General features: G+C 48.2%; 2 protein-coding genes, 3 tRNA genes and 6 rRNA genes. 1 reads left to right on the top strand and 10 read right to left on the bottom strand.

The features are described from left to right. Positions 1–61: 61 nt before the first annotated feature. Positions 62–3,742: a methionine synthase gene (gene metH, locus ACLIIY_RS00055; RefSeq protein WP_434527954.1), complete on the bottom strand. Its 3,681-nt coding sequence runs from the start codon at positions 3,740–3,742 to the stop codon at positions 62–64. A 189-nt stretch (positions 3,743–3,931) separates the two neighbouring features. Here metH and ACLIIY_RS00050 point away from each other — a divergent pair, with 189 nt between their 5' ends. After that, entirely contained in the window at positions 3,932–5,257 is a 1,326-nt protein-coding gene (locus ACLIIY_RS00050) for a cation:proton antiporter (RefSeq protein ID WP_009707674.1), read from the top strand. Between the two features lie 1,038 nt (positions 5,258–6,295). Here the strand turns inward: ACLIIY_RS00050 and ACLIIY_RS00045 are convergent. The 9 genes from ACLIIY_RS00045 to ACLIIY_RS00005 all read right to left on the bottom strand — a co-directional run bounded on the left by ACLIIY_RS00045 (position 6,296) and on the right by ACLIIY_RS00005 (position 16,877). Beyond that, a tRNA-Asp gene (locus ACLIIY_RS00045) sits at positions 6,296–6,372 on the bottom strand. Between the two features lie 32 nt (positions 6,373–6,404). Then, positions 6,405–6,521, bottom strand: a 5S ribosomal RNA gene (rrf, locus tag ACLIIY_RS00040). A gap of 89 nt (positions 6,522–6,610) precedes the next feature. Beyond that, positions 6,611–9,501, bottom strand: a 23S ribosomal RNA gene (locus tag ACLIIY_RS00035). A gap of 291 nt (positions 9,502–9,792) precedes the next feature. Then, positions 9,793–9,868: transfer RNA gene (locus tag ACLIIY_RS00030), tRNA-Ala, on the bottom strand. Between the two features lie 39 nt (positions 9,869–9,907). Next, a tRNA-Ile gene (locus tag ACLIIY_RS00025) sits at positions 9,908–9,984 on the bottom strand. Positions 9,985–10,051: 67 nt separating this feature from the next. Beyond that, positions 10,052–11,604, bottom strand: a 16S ribosomal RNA gene (locus tag ACLIIY_RS00020). Positions 11,605–11,920: 316 nt separating this feature from the next. Beyond that, positions 11,921–12,037, bottom strand: a 5S ribosomal RNA gene (gene rrf, locus ACLIIY_RS00015). 89 nt (positions 12,038–12,126) lie between these two features. Continuing rightward, positions 12,127–15,017: ribosomal RNA gene (locus tag ACLIIY_RS00010) — 23S ribosomal RNA — on the bottom strand. A 307-nt stretch (positions 15,018–15,324) separates the two neighbouring features. Next, positions 15,325–16,877 (bottom strand): 16S ribosomal RNA (locus ACLIIY_RS00005). Together the 16S, 23S and 5S rRNA genes with 3 tRNA genes alongside form the textbook arrangement of a ribosomal RNA operon. Positions 16,878–17,078 lie beyond the last annotated feature (201 nt).

The raw sequence follows: 17,078 nt of genomic DNA, 5'->3' as shown, positions 1-17,078 counted from the left end.
TTTCATTCACTAATAAGCAAGGGCTGCACATGGCAGCCCTTTTTGTTTCGATATGGTTTGGTTAACCGTTAATGTTGGGACCTAACCATTTTTCCGCTTCGATCCTATCCCAGCCTTTACGATCAGCATAGCTTTGCAGCTGATCTTCTTGGATCTGAGCGATCGCAAAGTAACGAGAATCAGGATGCGAGAAGTACCAACCCGATACGGATGCTCCTGGGTACATCGCATAGCTCGATGTCAGTGACATACCAATGTTTTCTTCAACATTCATCAGCTCCCAAAGCGGTCCTTTCTCAGTATGCTCTGGACAGGCTGGATAGCCCGGAGCAGGACGAATACCTTGATATTTCTCACGAATTAGTTCTTCATTCGACAGAGCTTCATCCGCAGCGTAACCCCAAATCTCTTTGCGCACACGCTCATGTAGATACTCAGCAAATGCTTCCGCCAGACGGTCCGCTACCGCTTGAATCATGATAGCATTGTAATCATCACCCTGTGCTTTGTATTCGTCAGCAAGTTCACGCTCACCGATACCACCGGTGACAGCAAAAGCACCAACCCAATCGTGCTTACCAGACTCTTTCGGTGCAACATAATCAGATAGACAGTAGTTGAAGCCTTTTGGTTTCTCCGTCTGCTGGCGCAAGTTATGCAGCACTTTCGCCACTTCTGTACGCGATTCGTCGGTGTAGACTTCGATATCATCACCCACGCTTGCTGCAGGGAACAGACCACACATGCCGCGCGCTTTGAGTAACCCCTCACGCTCAACACGATCTAGTAGTTCATTAGCATCTTTGTACAGGCGTTGAGCCTCTTCACCCACTTCTTCATGGTCAAAGATTGTTGGATACTTGCCGACTAACGACCAAGTCATAAAGAAAGGCGTCCAGTCGATGTACTTACGCAAAGTAGACACTTCAAAGTCATCAAAAATATGGATACCCGGCTTCGCAGGAGCAGGAGGTGTGTACTTATCCCAATCAATCGCGACTTTGTTCGCTCTCGCTTCTTCTAAAGTAACAGGCTTGGTGCGCGGCTTCTTGCGGTTATGCTGATCACGTATGCGTTCATAGTCCACGTCCAGCTTCTCAACAAAGCCAGGACGAAGTTCGTCTGAAAGTAATGATGTACATACACCAACCGCACGAGAAGCGTTATTGACGTAAACCACTGGATGTTTGTAGTTCTGCTCAATCTTAACCGCCGTATGCGCTTTGGATGTTGTTGCACCACCAATCAGAAGTGGAAGATCGAAGTCAAGACGCTCCATTTCTTTGGCTACATGCACCATTTCATCGAGGGACGGAGTAATCAAACCAGAAAGACCAATGATGTCGACGTTTTCTTCTTTGGCTACCTTGAGAATCTTCTCACATGGCACCATTACGCCAAGATCGATGATCTCGTAGTTGTTACATTGCAGAACCACGCCAACAATGTTTTTACCGATATCGTGAACGTCACCTTTTACCGTAGCCAATAAAATCTTACCGTTGGAAGAGCCGGCTTGCTTCTCTTTATTAATGAAAGGCTCTAAGTGCGCTACTGCCTGCTTCATAACACGCGCAGATTTCACTACCTGAGGAAGGAACATCTTACCTTCACCAAATAAGTCACCCACCACGTTCATGCCATCCATCAATGGACCTTCGATTACTTCCAGTGGTTTGGATGCATTAAGGCGAGCTTCTTCAGTATCTTCAACGATGAATTCAGTAATGCCTTTAACCAGCGCATGCTCCAGACGTTTTTCTACCGCCCAACTGCGCCACTCTAGTGCAGAAGCATCTTCTTCTTTGCCAACACCTTTACCTGCGTATTCTGCTGCAATATCTAGTAGCCTCTCGGTCGAGTCATCACGACGGTTAAGAACCACATCTTCTACCGCTTCACGCAGTTTGTCTGGAACGTTATCGTAGATCTCTAATTGACCCGCGTTCACGATGCCCATGTCCATACCGTTTTTAAAACAGTGGTATAGGAACACCGCATGAATCGCTTCACGAACGTAGTTATTGCCGCGGAATGAGAAGGAAACGTTCGAGACACCACCGGAGATCATCGCGTGAGGCAAGTCACGCTTGATGTCAGCAACCGCTTCGATGAAATCCACGGCATAGTTGTTGTGTTCTTCGATCCCCGTCGCAACCGCAAAGATATTCGGGTCAAAGATGATGTCTTCTGGTGGGAAGCCGACTTCATCAACCAAGATACGGTAAGCGTTAGTACAGATTTCTAGCTTACGTTCACGTGTTTCTGCCTGACCAACTTCGTCAAACGCCATAACGATAACTGCGGCACCGTATCGACGAATCAGTTTTGCTTGCTCAACAAACTTCTCTTTACCTTCTTTCAAAGAGATGGAATTTACGATGCCCTTGCCCTGAATACACTTCAGACCCGCCTCGATCACCTCCCATTTAGAAGAGTCGACCATGATAGGCACTTTGGAGATCTCAGGCTCAGATGCGCATAGGTTTAGGAAGCGAACCATACACGCTTCTGCATCCAACATGCCTTCATCCATGTTGATGTCGATAATCTGAGCGCCGTTCTCAACTTGTTGTCGGGCGACCTCTAGCGCTTCATCATAGAGCTCTTCTTTGATCAAACGTTTAAATCGAGCAGAACCAGTAACGTTAGTACGCTCACCTACGTTAATAAACAGCGTCTCTTTTTCAATAGTAAGAGGCTCAAGACCGGATAAACGACAAGCAACCGTAAGCTCAGGCAAATCACGAGGTTTCACACCTTCAACTGCCATTGCCATATGGCGAATATGCTCTGGCGTGGTACCACAACAACCACCAATTAGGTTGAGGAAACCACTCTCCGCCCACTCTTTAACGTGTTCCGCCATATCTTCTGGCGAAAGGTCATATTCACCAAATGCATTCGGTAGACCCGCATTTGGGTGAGTAGAAACAAAAGATTCCGAAATACGAGAAAGCTCTTCTACGTACGGGCGCAGTTCATCAGGACCAAGCGCACAGTTCAAACCAAATGAAATAGGGTTAACATGACGAAGAGAGTTATAGAAGGCTTCCGTTGTTTGACCAGAAAGCGTACGTCCAGAAGCATCGGTAATGGTACCGGAGATCATAACTGGCAACTCGATACCTAATTCTTCAAAGACGCTATCAACTGCGAAGGCACAAGCTTTAGCATTAAGTGTATCGAAAATGGTCTCGATCAGAATAAGGTCAGAGCCACCTTTGATCAGCGCTCGAGTTGATTCTGAATAAGCTTCAACAAGCTCATCGAAGCTGACGTTACGATAGCCCGGATCGTTTACATCAGGGGAGATAGAACAAGTACGGTTTGTTGGACCAAGCACACCCGCGACATAACGTGGGCGCTCTGGCGTTTTTGCCGTCCACTCATCAGCGGCTTCACGCGCAAGCTTTGCAGCGGCAAAGTTGATTTCCTCACTCAGGCTTTCCATCTCATAGTCAGCCATCGCAATTGTCGTCGCGTTAAAGGTGTTGGTCTCAAGAATGTCAGCGCCTGCTTCTAAGTAAGCGCTGTGAATTTCCTTAATCAATTGAGGCTGAGTGAGCACCAACAAATCGTTGTTGCCTTTTAGATCACAATGCCAATCCGCAAAGCGCTCTCCTCGATAGTCTTGCTCTTCAAGTTTGTATCCCTGAATCATGGTGCCCATACCACCATCGATCAGCAAGATACGTTGCTTTAATTGAGCTTCAATCTGTTGTCTTACATTACTTCCCACAGTACAGCCTCATTCCTTTAGTTATTTCTCCATCCTATCACACAAATTAAAGGAGTCTAGACGTCTAAAATACGAATTACTGATTATTTTGTCTCCGTCGAGTTACAAAATAATCTCGAAAAAATGTTTGCTATTTAGTCAACATCGTCCGAGAATTCCATTCATAAAATGTTACAAATAGAGAGCTCTATGTCGGTCTATCATACTTTATGTTTTCTATCTGCAGCGGCAATGGTTATTGCCTTTGTAAACAGTAAGATAGGAAAGATGCAAACCACCATCGCAATCACTGCCGGTTCGATGATTCTTTCACTCCTCATTCTAATCGCAGGTCAAAATGATTGGTTTCATCTCACCGAGATAGCGACCGAAACTGTTACCAGCATTAACTTCGAGGATTTTCTTCTTAAAGGTATCCTCGGATTCCTACTTTTTGCCGGTGGTTTGGGTATCAAACTCCCTAACCTCAAAGATCAAAAATGGGAAATCACCGTACTCGCTTTAGGTGCAACACTCTTCTCAACCTTCTTTATCGGTTTTGTACTTTACGGCTTCTGCCAAGTTATCGGCATTCAATTTGACCTCGTCTACTGTCTGCTCTTCGGTGCGCTTATCTCTCCAACCGACCCGATTGCAGTACTCGCCATTGTTAAAAAGCTTAATGCACCAAAACGAATCTCTACACAGATTGAAGGTGAGTCTCTGTTTAACGACGGCTTTGGTCTGGTAATTTTCGTAACACTATTCACCATCGCCTTCGGTACTGAAGCTCCTACCGTTGGCAGTGTGACACTTCTATTTGTTCAAGAAGCGATTGGCGGCATCGTTTATGGCTTCGTACTAGGTCTTATTTTCCACTACTTAATCAGCGCCACTGATGACCACTCAATGGAGCTATTGCTTACTATTGGTGTGCCAACCGCTGGTTACGCATTTGCTGAATACCTTCACGTTTCGGGTCCGCTTGCAATGGTAGTATCGGGCATCATGATCGGTAACTGGACACGCTTTATTGGCTTCTCTAAAGAGAGTGAAGATCATCTAGACCACTTTTGGGAATTGGTCGATGAGTTCTTAAATGGCGTGCTATTCCTTCTTATTGGTATGTCGATGCTGCTGTTCGAATTCCACAAAGAAGACTGGATCATGATGGCAATTTCAGTACCACTAGTGCTAGCTGCTCGCTATCTAAGCGTGTTCATTTCTTACATCGGATTTAAGCGCTATAGAAAATATAATCCTTGGTCTATTAAGATCTTAACTTGGGGTGGCTTGCGCGGCGGCCTGGCTCTAGCTATGGCACTATCAATCCCATCGGGTATCTTGGTTATTCCAGAGAAATTGATTGATGTGAAAGAAATCATAATGGTGATGACCTACTCTGTGGTTGTGTTCTCAATCCTAATTCAAGGCTCTACCATTACGCCAATGATCGAGAAAGCGAAACAAGCCGAGAAAGAAATGGAAGCAGAAGGCTCAGTTGAACCACAAGAAGCAAAAGCTTCTCAAGAGTAAGTACTTTTACAATTATCAAACTAGGCAGCCATTTGGTTGCCTTTTTTATGCCTAAAATCTAGGGAATCTAAAGCCAAAACAATAAACTAAAGCCTATTTCCCTTCCTCCCTCTAGTAACTTCATACAGCGCTTCTTAATCCATAATCATGTACATAGCCAATGTAACACTAAGAGAAGAGTCGACAGTAGCTCGCCAAATCGAAAAGAATAAGTACTCCCTCCCCATACTATAAAAACAACGCCAAGGCTGTGCTGTTAATGAATGATGGAATATAGAGTTCTTCTGATTAAGGCCTGCTTTACAGGAATAAGTGAAGACAAGACTAGCGAGAGCTATGGAGCTTATCGACTCAAACATCAAAATCATTACTAGATTAAGATAGGGCATTCTAAATGAGTTGATAAGTCCGAAACGTAGATTACTTACTAACTAAGCTTTATTAGAGAATTAACAAGCCCATAGATACGAAAAGTCCAAGGCGCTCTTTCACATCGTTATTTAGTGTTTTTCTGAGTAAGAAAAATTAAATCGGAAAAGCTTGAAGGAGCACTCGACTAAGAGAACGTCTTTTGGGGATCTGCTTCCTAAAAGGGAATGTCATTATACTCTAGAAAGAACAAAAGCCAGTCCAAAGGCTGGGTTTCTAAATAAGTAGCGGAGTGGTGATGATGCCGAGTCTAGACTTGCGTTCAATTGGACTCACACACGAGCGTGGTTCATACATCGATAGGTGAATTGAATTGTCAGATACGAAAAAGCCCTAGCATTTCTGCCGGGACGCGCAGTTTAGGGCTTTGTCTGAATAAGTGGGGGAGTGGTTTGGCTTGCACTCAATTGGACTCGTTGGTCGCAGATCAAAATATAATATCGTAATACGAAAAGACCTCAGCATTTCTGCTGAGGTCTGGAATAAGCGGCGAGTCGGCGGGGACGCCTAGTTCGGGGTTGCGGGCAACCGGGACTCATTCCCTGAAAGGGAACATTTTTGAGCTTATAAACGACAAAACCCAGTCCGAAGACTGGGTTTTTAAATAAGTGGCGGAGCGGACGGGACTCGAACCCGCGACCCCCGGCGTGACAGGCCGGTATTCTAACCAACTGAACTACCGCTCCGCACTGGTTAGACATTTAAGTCTAAATTTAAAGCCTGGCGATGTTCTACTCTCACATGGGGAAGCCCCACACTACCATCGACGCTAATTCGTTTCACTTCTGAGTTCGGAATGGAAATCAGGTGGGTCCAAATCGCTATGGTCGCCAAGCAAATTCTTTAATCTGGAAAGCTGTTTTTCGTTCTATTTACACATTCAATGTTCTTGCATTGAGTCCATCAAAACCCCTTGGGTGTTGTATGGTTAAGCCTCACGGGCAATTAGTACAGGTTAGCTCAACGCCTCACAACGCTTACACACCCTGCCTATCAACGTTCTAGTCTCGAACAACCCTTTAGGATACTTAAAGTATCAGGGAAGACTCATCTCAGGGCTCGCTTCCCGCTTAGATGCTTTCAGCGGTTATCGATTCCGAACTTAGCTACCGGGCAATGCGTCTGGCGACACAACCCGAACACCAGAGGTTCGTCCACTCCGGTCCTCTCGTACTAGGAGCAGCCCCCTTCAATCTTCCAACGCCCACGGCAGATAGGGACCGAACTGTCTCACGACGTTCTAAACCCAGCTCGCGTACCACTTTAAATGGCGAACAGCCATACCCTTGGGACCGACTTCAGCCCCAGGATGTGATGAGCCGACATCGAGGTGCCAAACACCGCCGTCGATATGAACTCTTGGGCGGTATCAGCCTGTTATCCCCGGAGTACCTTTTATCCGTTGAGCGATGGCCCTTCCATTCAGAACCACCGGATCACTATGACCTGCTTTCGCACCTGCTCGAATTGTCATTCTCGCAGTCAAGCGGGCTTATGCCATTGCACTAACCTCACGATGTCCAACCGTGATTAGCCCACCTTCGTGCTCCTCCGTTACTCTTTGGGAGGAGACCGCCCCAGTCAAACTACCCACCAGGCACTGTCCGCAACCCCGATTAGGGGTCGACGTTAGAACATCAACACTACAAGGGTGGTATTTCAAGGACGGCTCCACAAATACTGGCGTACTTGCTTCAAAGCCTCCCACCTATCCTACACATGTAGGGTCAATGTTCAGTGCCAAGCTGTAGTAAAGGTTCACGGGGTCTTTCCGTCTAGCCGCGGGTACACTGCATCTTCACAGCGATTTCAATTTCACTGAGTCTCGGGTGGAGACAGCGTGGCCATCATTACGCCATTCGTGCAGGTCGGAACTTACCCGACAAGGAATTTCGCTACCTTAGGACCGTTATAGTTACGGCCGCCGTTTACCGGGGCTTCGATCAAGAGCTTCGACCGAAGTCTAACCCCATCAATTAACCTTCCGGCACCGGGCAGGCGTCACACCGTATACGTCATCTTACGATTTTGCACAGTGCTGTGTTTTTAATAAACAGTTGCAGCCACCTGGTATCTGCGACTCTCGTCAGCTCCATCCGCAAGGGATTTCACCATCAAGAGCGTACCTTCTCCCGAAGTTACGGTACCATTTTGCCTAGTTCCTTCACCCGAGTTCTCTCAAGCGCCTTGGTATTCTCTACCCGACCACCTGTGTCGGTTTGGGGTACGATTCCTTACAATCTGAAGCTTAGAGGCTTTTCCTGGAAGCATGGCATCAATGACTTCACTACCGTAGTAGCTCGACGTCGTGTCTCAGCCTTAAGAAGAGCCGGATTTACCTAACTCCTCAGCCTACGCACTTGAACCTGGACAACCGTCGCCAGGCCCACCTAGCCTTCTCCGTCCCCCCATCGCAATTGTAAGAAGTACGGGAATATTAACCCGTTTCCCATCGACTACGCCTTTCGGCCTCGCCTTAGGGGTCGACTTACCCTGCCCCGATTAACGTTGGACAGGAACCCTTGGTCTTCCGGCGAGGAGGTTTTTCACCCCCTTTATCGTTACTCATGTCAGCATTCGCACTTCTGATACGTCCAGCATGCGTTACCACACACCTTCAACCGCTTACAGAACGCTCCCCTACCCAATGCACTAAAGTGCATTGCCGCAGCTTCGGTTTACTACTTAGCCCCGTTACATCTTCCGCGCAGGCCGACTCGACCAGTGAGCTATTACGCTTTCTTTAAATGATGGCTGCTTCTAAGCCAACATCCTGGCTGTCTGAGCCTTCCCACATCGTTTCCCACTTAGTAGTAATTTGGGACCTTAGCTGGCGGTCTGGGTTGTTTCCCTCTCCACGACGGACGTTAGCACCCGCCGTGTGTCTCCCGGATAGTACTTACTGGTATTCGGAGTTTGCAAAGGGTTGGTAAGTCGGGATGACCCCCTAGCCTTAACAGTGCTCTACCCCCAGTAGTATTCGTCCGAGGCGCTACCTAAATAGCTTTCGGGGAGAACCAGCTATCTCCAGGTTTGATTGGCCTTTCACCCCTAGCCACAAGTCATCCGCTAATTTTTCAACATTAGTCGGTTCGGTCCTCCAATTGATGTTACTCAATCTTCAACCTGCCCATGGCTAGATCACCTGGTTTCGGGTCTATATCCAGCGACTGAGTCGCGCAGTTAACACTCGCTTTCGCTACGGCTCCCCTAGATGGTTAACCTTGCCACTGAATATAAGTCGCTGACCCATTATACAAAAGGTACGCAGTCACACCACGAAGGTGCTCCTACTGCTTGTACGTACACGGTTTCAGGTTCTATTTCACTCCCCTCACAGGGGTTCTTTTCGCCTTTCCCTCACGGTACTGGTTCACTATCGGTCAGTCAGTAGTATTTAGCCTTGGAGGATGGTCCCCCCATATTCAGACAGGATATCACGTGTCCCGCCCTACTCGATTTCACTTTATATGCGTTGCCGGTTACGGGGCTATCACCCTGTATCGCACAACTTTCCAGAAGTTTCACCTGACGCATAAAAAGCTTAAGGGCTAGTCCAATTTCGCTCGCCGCTACTTTCGGAATCTCGGTTGATTTCTTTTCCTCGGGGTACTTAGATGTTTCAGTTCCCCCGGTTCGCCTCGCTGCGCTATGTATTCACGCAGCGATACTTACTTATGTAAGTGGGTTTCCCCATTCGGAAATCCCAGACTCAAATGGTTTTTACTACCTAATCTGGGCTTATCGCAAGTTAATACGTCCTTCATCGCCTCTGACTGCCAAGGCATCCACCGTGTACGCTTAGTCACTTAACCATACAACCCGAAGGAGTTTCGAGTTGATGTTCAAATCACCAAAGTTGTCTCTCATTATTTGAATGAGCGAGAGACATTTCGATTTTGCCGGACTCAATTTCGAATAATCACTTAAAAGTGACATTCCCAAGAACACTTGAATGTGTTTTTTGGTGTTTGTCATAAAGACAAACATTGAGAACTTTACAAACAAACTTAAAAGTTTGTTTTGTCAGCTTTCCAAATTGTTAAAGAGCTAGATTTTCTGATGAAAACCATTTTTAAAGATTCTTTTTCAAGAACACTTAAAGATGGTGGAGCTATGCGGGATCGAACCGCAGACCTCCTGCGTGCAAGGCAGGCGCTCTCCCAGCTGAGCTATAGCCCCATCAAGGTGTCGATACTGCATACCAATTTCAAAAGAAATTGGTGGGTCTGAGTGGACTCGAACCACCGACCTCTCGCTTATCAGGCGAACGCTCTAACCACCTGAGCTACAGACCCAGTATCGTCTCTTTTACTTATAAACCGTATCAATCTGTGTGGACACTCATCGTGTATAATCATCGTTTAAGGAGGTGATCCAGCGCCAGGTTCCCCTAGCGCTACCTTGTTACGACTTCACCCCAGTCATGAACCACAAAGTGGTAAGCGTCCTCCCGAAGGTTAAACTACCTACTTCTTTTGCAGCCCACTCCCATGGTGTGACGGGCGGTGTGTACAAGGCCCGGGAACGTATTCACCGTGGCATTCTGATCCACGATTACTAGCGATTCCGACTTCATGGAGTCGAGTTGCAGACTCCAATCCGGACTACGACGCACTTTTTGGGATTCGCTCACTATCGCTAGCTTGCTGCCCTCTGTATGCGCCATTGTAGCACGTGTGTAGCCCTACTCGTAAGGGCCATGATGACTTGACGTCGTCCCCACCTTCCTCCGGTTTATCACCGGCAGTCTCCCTGGAGTTCCCGACATTACTCGCTGGCAAACAAGGATAAGGGTTGCGCTCGTTGCGGGACTTAACCCAACATTTCACAACACGAGCTGACGACAGCCATGCAGCACCTGTCTCAGAGTTCCCGAAGGCACCAATCCATCTCTGGAAAGTTCTCTGGATGTCAAGAGTAGGTAAGGTTCTTCGCGTTGCATCGAATTAAACCACATGCTCCACCGCTTGTGCGGGCCCCCGTCAATTCATTTGAGTTTTAATCTTGCGACCGTACTCCCCAGGCGGTCTACTTAACGCGTTAGCTCCGAAAGCCACGGCTCAAGGCCACAACCTCCAAGTAGACATCGTTTACGGCGTGGACTACCAGGGTATCTAATCCTGTTTGCTCCCCACGCTTTCGCATCTGAGTGTCAGTATCTGTCCAGGGGGCCGCCTTCGCCACCGGTATTCCTTCAGATCTCTACGCATTTCACCGCTACACCTGAAATTCTACCCCCCTCTACAGTACTCTAGTCTGCCAGTTTCAAATGCTATTCCGAGGTTGAGCCCCGGGCTTTCACATCTGACTTAACAAACCACCTGCATGCGCTTTACGCCCAGTAATTCCGATTAACGCTCGCACCCTCCGTATTACCGCGGCTGCTGGCACGGAGTTAGCCGGTGCTTCTTCTGTCGCTAACGTCAAATAATGCAGCTATTAACTACACCACCTTCCTCACGACTGAAAGTGCTTTACAACCCGAAGGCCTTCTTCACACACGCGGCATGGCTGCATCAGGCTTGCGCCCATTGTGCAATATTCCCCACTGCTGCCTCCCGTAGGAGTCTGGACCGTGTCTCAGTTCCAGTGTGGCTGATCATCCTCTCAGACCAGCTAGGGATCGTCGCCTTGGTGAGCCATTACCTCACCAACTAGCTAATCCCACCTAGGCATATCCTGACGCGAGAGGCCCGAAGGTCCCCCTCTTTGGCCCGTAGGCATTATGCGGTATTAGCCATCGTTTCCAATGGTTATCCCCCACATCAGGGCAATTTCCTAGGCATTACTCACCCGTCCGCCGCTCGACGCCGTTATCGTTCCCCGAAGGTTCAGATAACTCGTTTCCGCTCGACTTGCATGTGTTAGGCCTGCCGCCAGCGTTCAATCTGAGCCATGATCAAACTCTTCAATTTAAGATTTTGTTCGGCTCAATGAATACTGAACATTACATAAGTAATGTTTGAATTGACTGTGCTGAATCTTTCGATTCAATGGTCACTTCGTTTCATTGAAACCTAATTTGATACCGAGGTATCTAATTGGATTATCATCAACGAGTGCCCACACAGATTGATAGGTCTATATTGTTAAAGAGCTTGGCTTTCAGTGCCTTAGCACTTAAGCGAGGTGCGTATAATACGCTTTCCACTTTGAAAGTCAACATAAAACTCTAAAATAATTTAGAACTTTATGGTGACTTGCTTATTAAATAAGCAAGTGCGAAATAAAGCCTGGCGATGTCCTACTCTCACATGGGGAAGCCCCACACTACCATCGGCGCTAATTCGTTTCACTTCTGAGTTCGGAATGGAAATCAGGTGGGTCCAAATCGCTATGGTCGCCAAGCAAATTCTTTAATCTGGAAAGCTGTTTTTCGTTCTATTTACACATTCAATGTTCTTGCATTGAGTCCATCAAAACCCCTTGGGTGTTGTATGGTTAAGCCTCACGGGCAATTAGTACAGGTTAGCTCAACGCCTCACAACGCTTACACACCCTGCCTATCAACGTTCTAGTCTCGAACAACCCTTTAGGATACTTAAAGTATCAGGGAAGACTCATCTCAGGGCTCGCTTCCCGCTTAGATGCTTTCAGCGGTTATCGATTCCGAACTTAGCTACCGGGCAATGCGTCTGGCGACACAACCCGAACACCAGAGGTTCGTCCACTCCGGTCCTCTCGTACTAGGAGCAGCCCCCTTCAATCTTCCAACGCCCACGGCAGATAGGGACCGAACTGTCTCACGACGTTCTAAACCCAGCTCGCGTACCACTTTAAATGGCGAACAGCCATACCCTTGGGACCGACTTCAGCCCCAGGATGTGATGAGCCGACATCGAGGTGCCAAACACCGCCGTCGATATGAACTCTTGGGCGGTATCAGCCTGTTATCCCCGGAGTACCTTTTATCCGTTGAGCGATGGCCCTTCCATTCAGAACCACCGGATCACTATGACCTGCTTTCGCACCTGCTCGAATTGTCATTCTCGCAGTCAAGCGGGCTTATGCCATTGCACTAACCTCACGATGTCCAACCGTGATTAGCCCACCTTCGTGCTCCTCCGTTACTCTTTGGGAGGAGACCGCCCCAGTCAAACTACCCACCAGGCACTGTCCGCAACCCCGATTAGGGGTCGACGTTAGAACATCAACACTACAAGGGTGGTATTTCAAGGACGGCTCCACAAATACTGGCGTACTTGCTTCAAAGCCTCCCACCTATCCTACACATGTAGGGTCAATGTTCAGTGCCAAGCTGTAGTAAAGGTTCACGGGGTCTTTCCGTCTAGCCGCGGGTACACTGCATCTTCACAGCGATTTCAATTTCACTGAGTCTCGGGTGGAGACAGCGTGGCCATCATTACGCCATTCGTGCAGGTCGGAACTTACCCGACAAGGAATTTCGCTACCTTAGGACCGTTATAGTTACGGCCGCCGTTTACCGGGGCTTCGATCAAGAGCTTCGACCGAAGTCTAACCCCATCAATTAACCTTCCGGCACCGGGCAGGCGTCACACCGTATACGTCATCTTACGATTTTGCACAGTGCTGTGTTTTTAATAAACAGTTGCAGCCACCTGGTATCTGCGACTCTCGTCAGCTCCATCCGCAAGGGATTTCACCATCAAGAGCGTACCTTCTCCCGAAGTTACGGTACCATTTTGCCTAGTTCCTTCACCCGAGTTCTCTCAAGCGCCTTGGTATTCTCTACCCGACCACCTGTGTCGGTTTGGGGTACGATTCCTTACAATCTGAAGCTTAGAGGCTTTTCCTGGAAGCATGGCATCAATGACTTCACTACCGTAGTAGCTCGACGTCGTGTCTCAGCCTTAAGAGAAACCGGATTTACCTAATTTCTCAGCCTACGCACTTGAACCTGGACAACCGTCGCCAGGCCCACCTAGCCTTCTCCGTCCCCCCATCGCAATTGTAAGAAGTACGGGAATATTAACCCGTTTCCCATCGACTACGCCTTTCGGCCTCGCCTTAGGGGTCGACTTACCCTGCCCCGATTAACGTTGGACAGGAACCCTTGGTCTTCCGGCGAGGAGGTTTTTCACCCCCTTTATCGTTACTCATGTCAGCATTCGCACTTCTGATACGTCCAGCATGCGTTACCACACACCTTCAACCGCTTACAGAACGCTCCCCTACCCAATGCACTAAAGTGCATTGCCGCAGCTTCGGTTTACTACTTAGCCCCGTTACATCTTCCGCGCAGGCCGACTCGACCAGTGAGCTATTACGCTTTCTTTAAATGATGGCTGCTTCTAAGCCAACATCCTGGCTGTCTGAGCCTTCCCACATCGTTTCCCACTTAGTAGTAATTTGGGACCTTAGCTGGCGGTCTGGGTTGTTTCCCTCTCCACGACGGACGTTAGCACCCGCCGTGTGTCTCCCGGATAGTACTTACTGGTATTCGGAGTTTGCAAAGGGTTGGTAAGTCGGGATGACCCCCTAGCCTTAACAGTGCTCTACCCCCAGTAGTATTCGTCCGAGGCGCTACCTAAATAGCTTTCGGGGAGAACCAGCTATCTCCAGGTTTGATTGGCCTTTCACCCCTAGCCACAAGTCATCCGCTAATTTTTCAACATTAGTCGGTTCGGTCCTCCAATTGATGTTACTCAATCTTCAACCTGCCCATGGCTAGATCACCTGGTTTCGGGTCTATATCCAGCGACTGAGTCGCGCAGTTAACACTCGCTTTCGCTACGGCTCCCCTAGATGGTTAACCTTGCCACTGAATATAAGTCGCTGACCCATTATACAAAAGGTACGCAGTCACACCACGAAGGTGCTCCTACTGCTTGTACGTACACGGTTTCAGGTTCTATTTCACTCCCCTCACAGGGGTTCTTTTCGCCTTTCCCTCACGGTACTGGTTCACTATCGGTCAGTCAGTAGTATTTAGCCTTGGAGGATGGTCCCCCCATATTCAGACAGGATATCACGTGTCCCGCCCTACTCGATTTCACTTTATATGCGTTGCCGGTTACGGGGCTATCACCCTGTATCGCACAACTTTCCAGAAGTTTCACCTGACGCATAAAAAGCTTAAGGGCTAGTCCAATTTCGCTCGCCGCTACTTTCGGAATCTCGGTTGATTTCTTTTCCTCGGGGTACTTAGATGTTTCAGTTCCCCCGGTTCGCCTCGCTGCGCTATGTATTCACGCAGCGATACTTACTTATGTAAGTGGGTTTCCCCATTCGGAAATCCCAGACTCAAATGGTTTTTACTACCTAATCTGGGCTTATCGCAAGTTAATACGTCCTTCATCGCCTCTGACTGCCAAGGCATCCACCGTGTACGCTTAGTCACTTAACCATACAACCCGAAGGAGTTTCGAGTTGATGTTCAAATCACCAAAGTTGTCTCTCATTATTTGAATGAGCGAGAGACATTTCGATTTTGCCGGACTCAATTTCGAATAATCACTGTAAAAGTGATATTCCCAAGAACACTTGAATGTGTTTTTTGGTGTTTGTCATAAAGACAAACATTGAGAACTTTACAATCAACAATAAATTGTTGATTTGTCAGCTTTCCAAATTGTTAAAGAGCTATGTTAGCTACAAGCTTTCGCTTGTGAACTATCAATCTGTGTGGACACTCATCGTGAGTAATCATCGTTTAAGGAGGTGATCCAGCGCCAGGTTCCCCTAGCGCTACCTTGTTACGACTTCACCCCAGTCATGAACCACAAAGTGGTAAGCGTCCTCCCGAAGGTTAAACTACCTACTTCTTTTGCAGCCCACTCCCATGGTGTGACGGGCGGTGTGTACAAGGCCCGGGAACGTATTCACCGTGGCATTCTGATCCACGATTACTAGCGATTCCGACTTCATGGAGTCGAGTTGCAGACTCCAATCCGGACTACGACGCACTTTTTGGGATTCGCTCACTATCGCTAGCTTGCTGCCCTCTGTATGCGCCATTGTAGCACGTGTGTAGCCCTACTCGTAAGGGCCATGATGACTTGACGTCGTCCCCACCTTCCTCCGGTTTATCACCGGCAGTCTCCCTGGAGTTCCCGACATTACTCGCTGGCAAACAAGGATAAGGGTTGCGCTCGTTGCGGGACTTAACCCAACATTTCACAACACGAGCTGACGACAGCCATGCAGCACCTGTCTCAGAGTTCCCGAAGGCACCAATCCATCTCTGGAAAGTTCTCTGGATGTCAAGAGTAGGTAAGGTTCTTCGCGTTGCATCGAATTAAACCACATGCTCCACCGCTTGTGCGGGCCCCCGTCAATTCATTTGAGTTTTAATCTTGCGACCGTACTCCCCAGGCGGTCTACTTAACGCGTTAGCTCCGAAAGCCACGGCTCAAGGCCACAACCTCCAAGTAGACATCGTTTACGGCGTGGACTACCAGGGTATCTAATCCTGTTTGCTCCCCACGCTTTCGCATCTGAGTGTCAGTATCTGTCCAGGGGGCCGCCTTCGCCACCGGTATTCCTTCAGATCTCTACGCATTTCACCGCTACACCTGAAATTCTACCCCCCTCTACAGTACTCTAGTCTGCCAGTTTCAAATGCTATTCCGAGGTTGAGCCCCGGGCTTTCACATCTGACTTAACAAACCACCTGCATGCGCTTTACGCCCAGTAATTCCGATTAACGCTCGCACCCTCCGTATTACCGCGGCTGCTGGCACGGAGTTAGCCGGTGCTTCTTCTGTCGCTAACGTCAAATAATGCAGCTATTAACTACACTACCTTCCTCACGACTGAAAGTGCTTTACAACCCGAAGGCCTTCTTCACACACGCGGCATGGCTGCATCAGGCTTGCGCCCATTGTGCAATATTCCCCACTGCTGCCTCCCGTAGGAGTCTGGACCGTGTCTCAGTTCCAGTGTGGCTGATCATCCTCTCAGACCAGCTAGGGATCGTCGCCTTGGTGAGCCATTACCTCACCAACTAGCTAATCCCACCTAGGCATATCCTGACGCGAGAGGCCCGAAGGTCCCCCTCTTTGGCCCGTAGGCATTATGCGGTATTAGCCATCGTTTCCAATGGTTATCCCCCACATCAGGGCAATTTCCTAGGCATTACTCACCCGTCCGCCGCTCGACGCCGTTATCGTCCCCCGAAGGTTCAGATAACTCGTTTCCGCTCGACTTGCATGTGTTAGGCCTGCCGCCAGCGTTCAATCTGAGCCATGATCAAACTCTTCAATTTAAGATTTTGTTCGGCTCAATGAATACTGAACATTACATAAAGTAATGTTTGAATTGACTGTGCTGAATCTTTCGATTCAATGGTCACTTCGTTTCATTGAAACCTAATTTGATACCGCTTTCCGTTAAGAAAGAAATATCTAATTGGATTATCATCAACGAGTGCCCACACAGATTGATAGGTTCTTATTTTTAAAGAGCT

This window comes from Vibrio sp. K4 (assembly GCF_051122595.1).
GTDB classification, from domain to species: Bacteria; Pseudomonadota; Gammaproteobacteria; order Enterobacterales; family Vibrionaceae; genus Vibrio; species Vibrio owensii.
The sequence above is the reverse complement of the archived record's forward strand: the minus strand, read 5'-3'. Positions and strand labels throughout refer to the sequence as shown.

What these genes read in the sequence shown, in the direction of transcription:
- ACLIIY_RS00050 (WP_009707674.1), top strand. Translation starts at nt 3,932, where the DNA reads ATGTCGGTCTATCATACTTTATGTTTTCTATCTGCAGCGGCAATGGTT.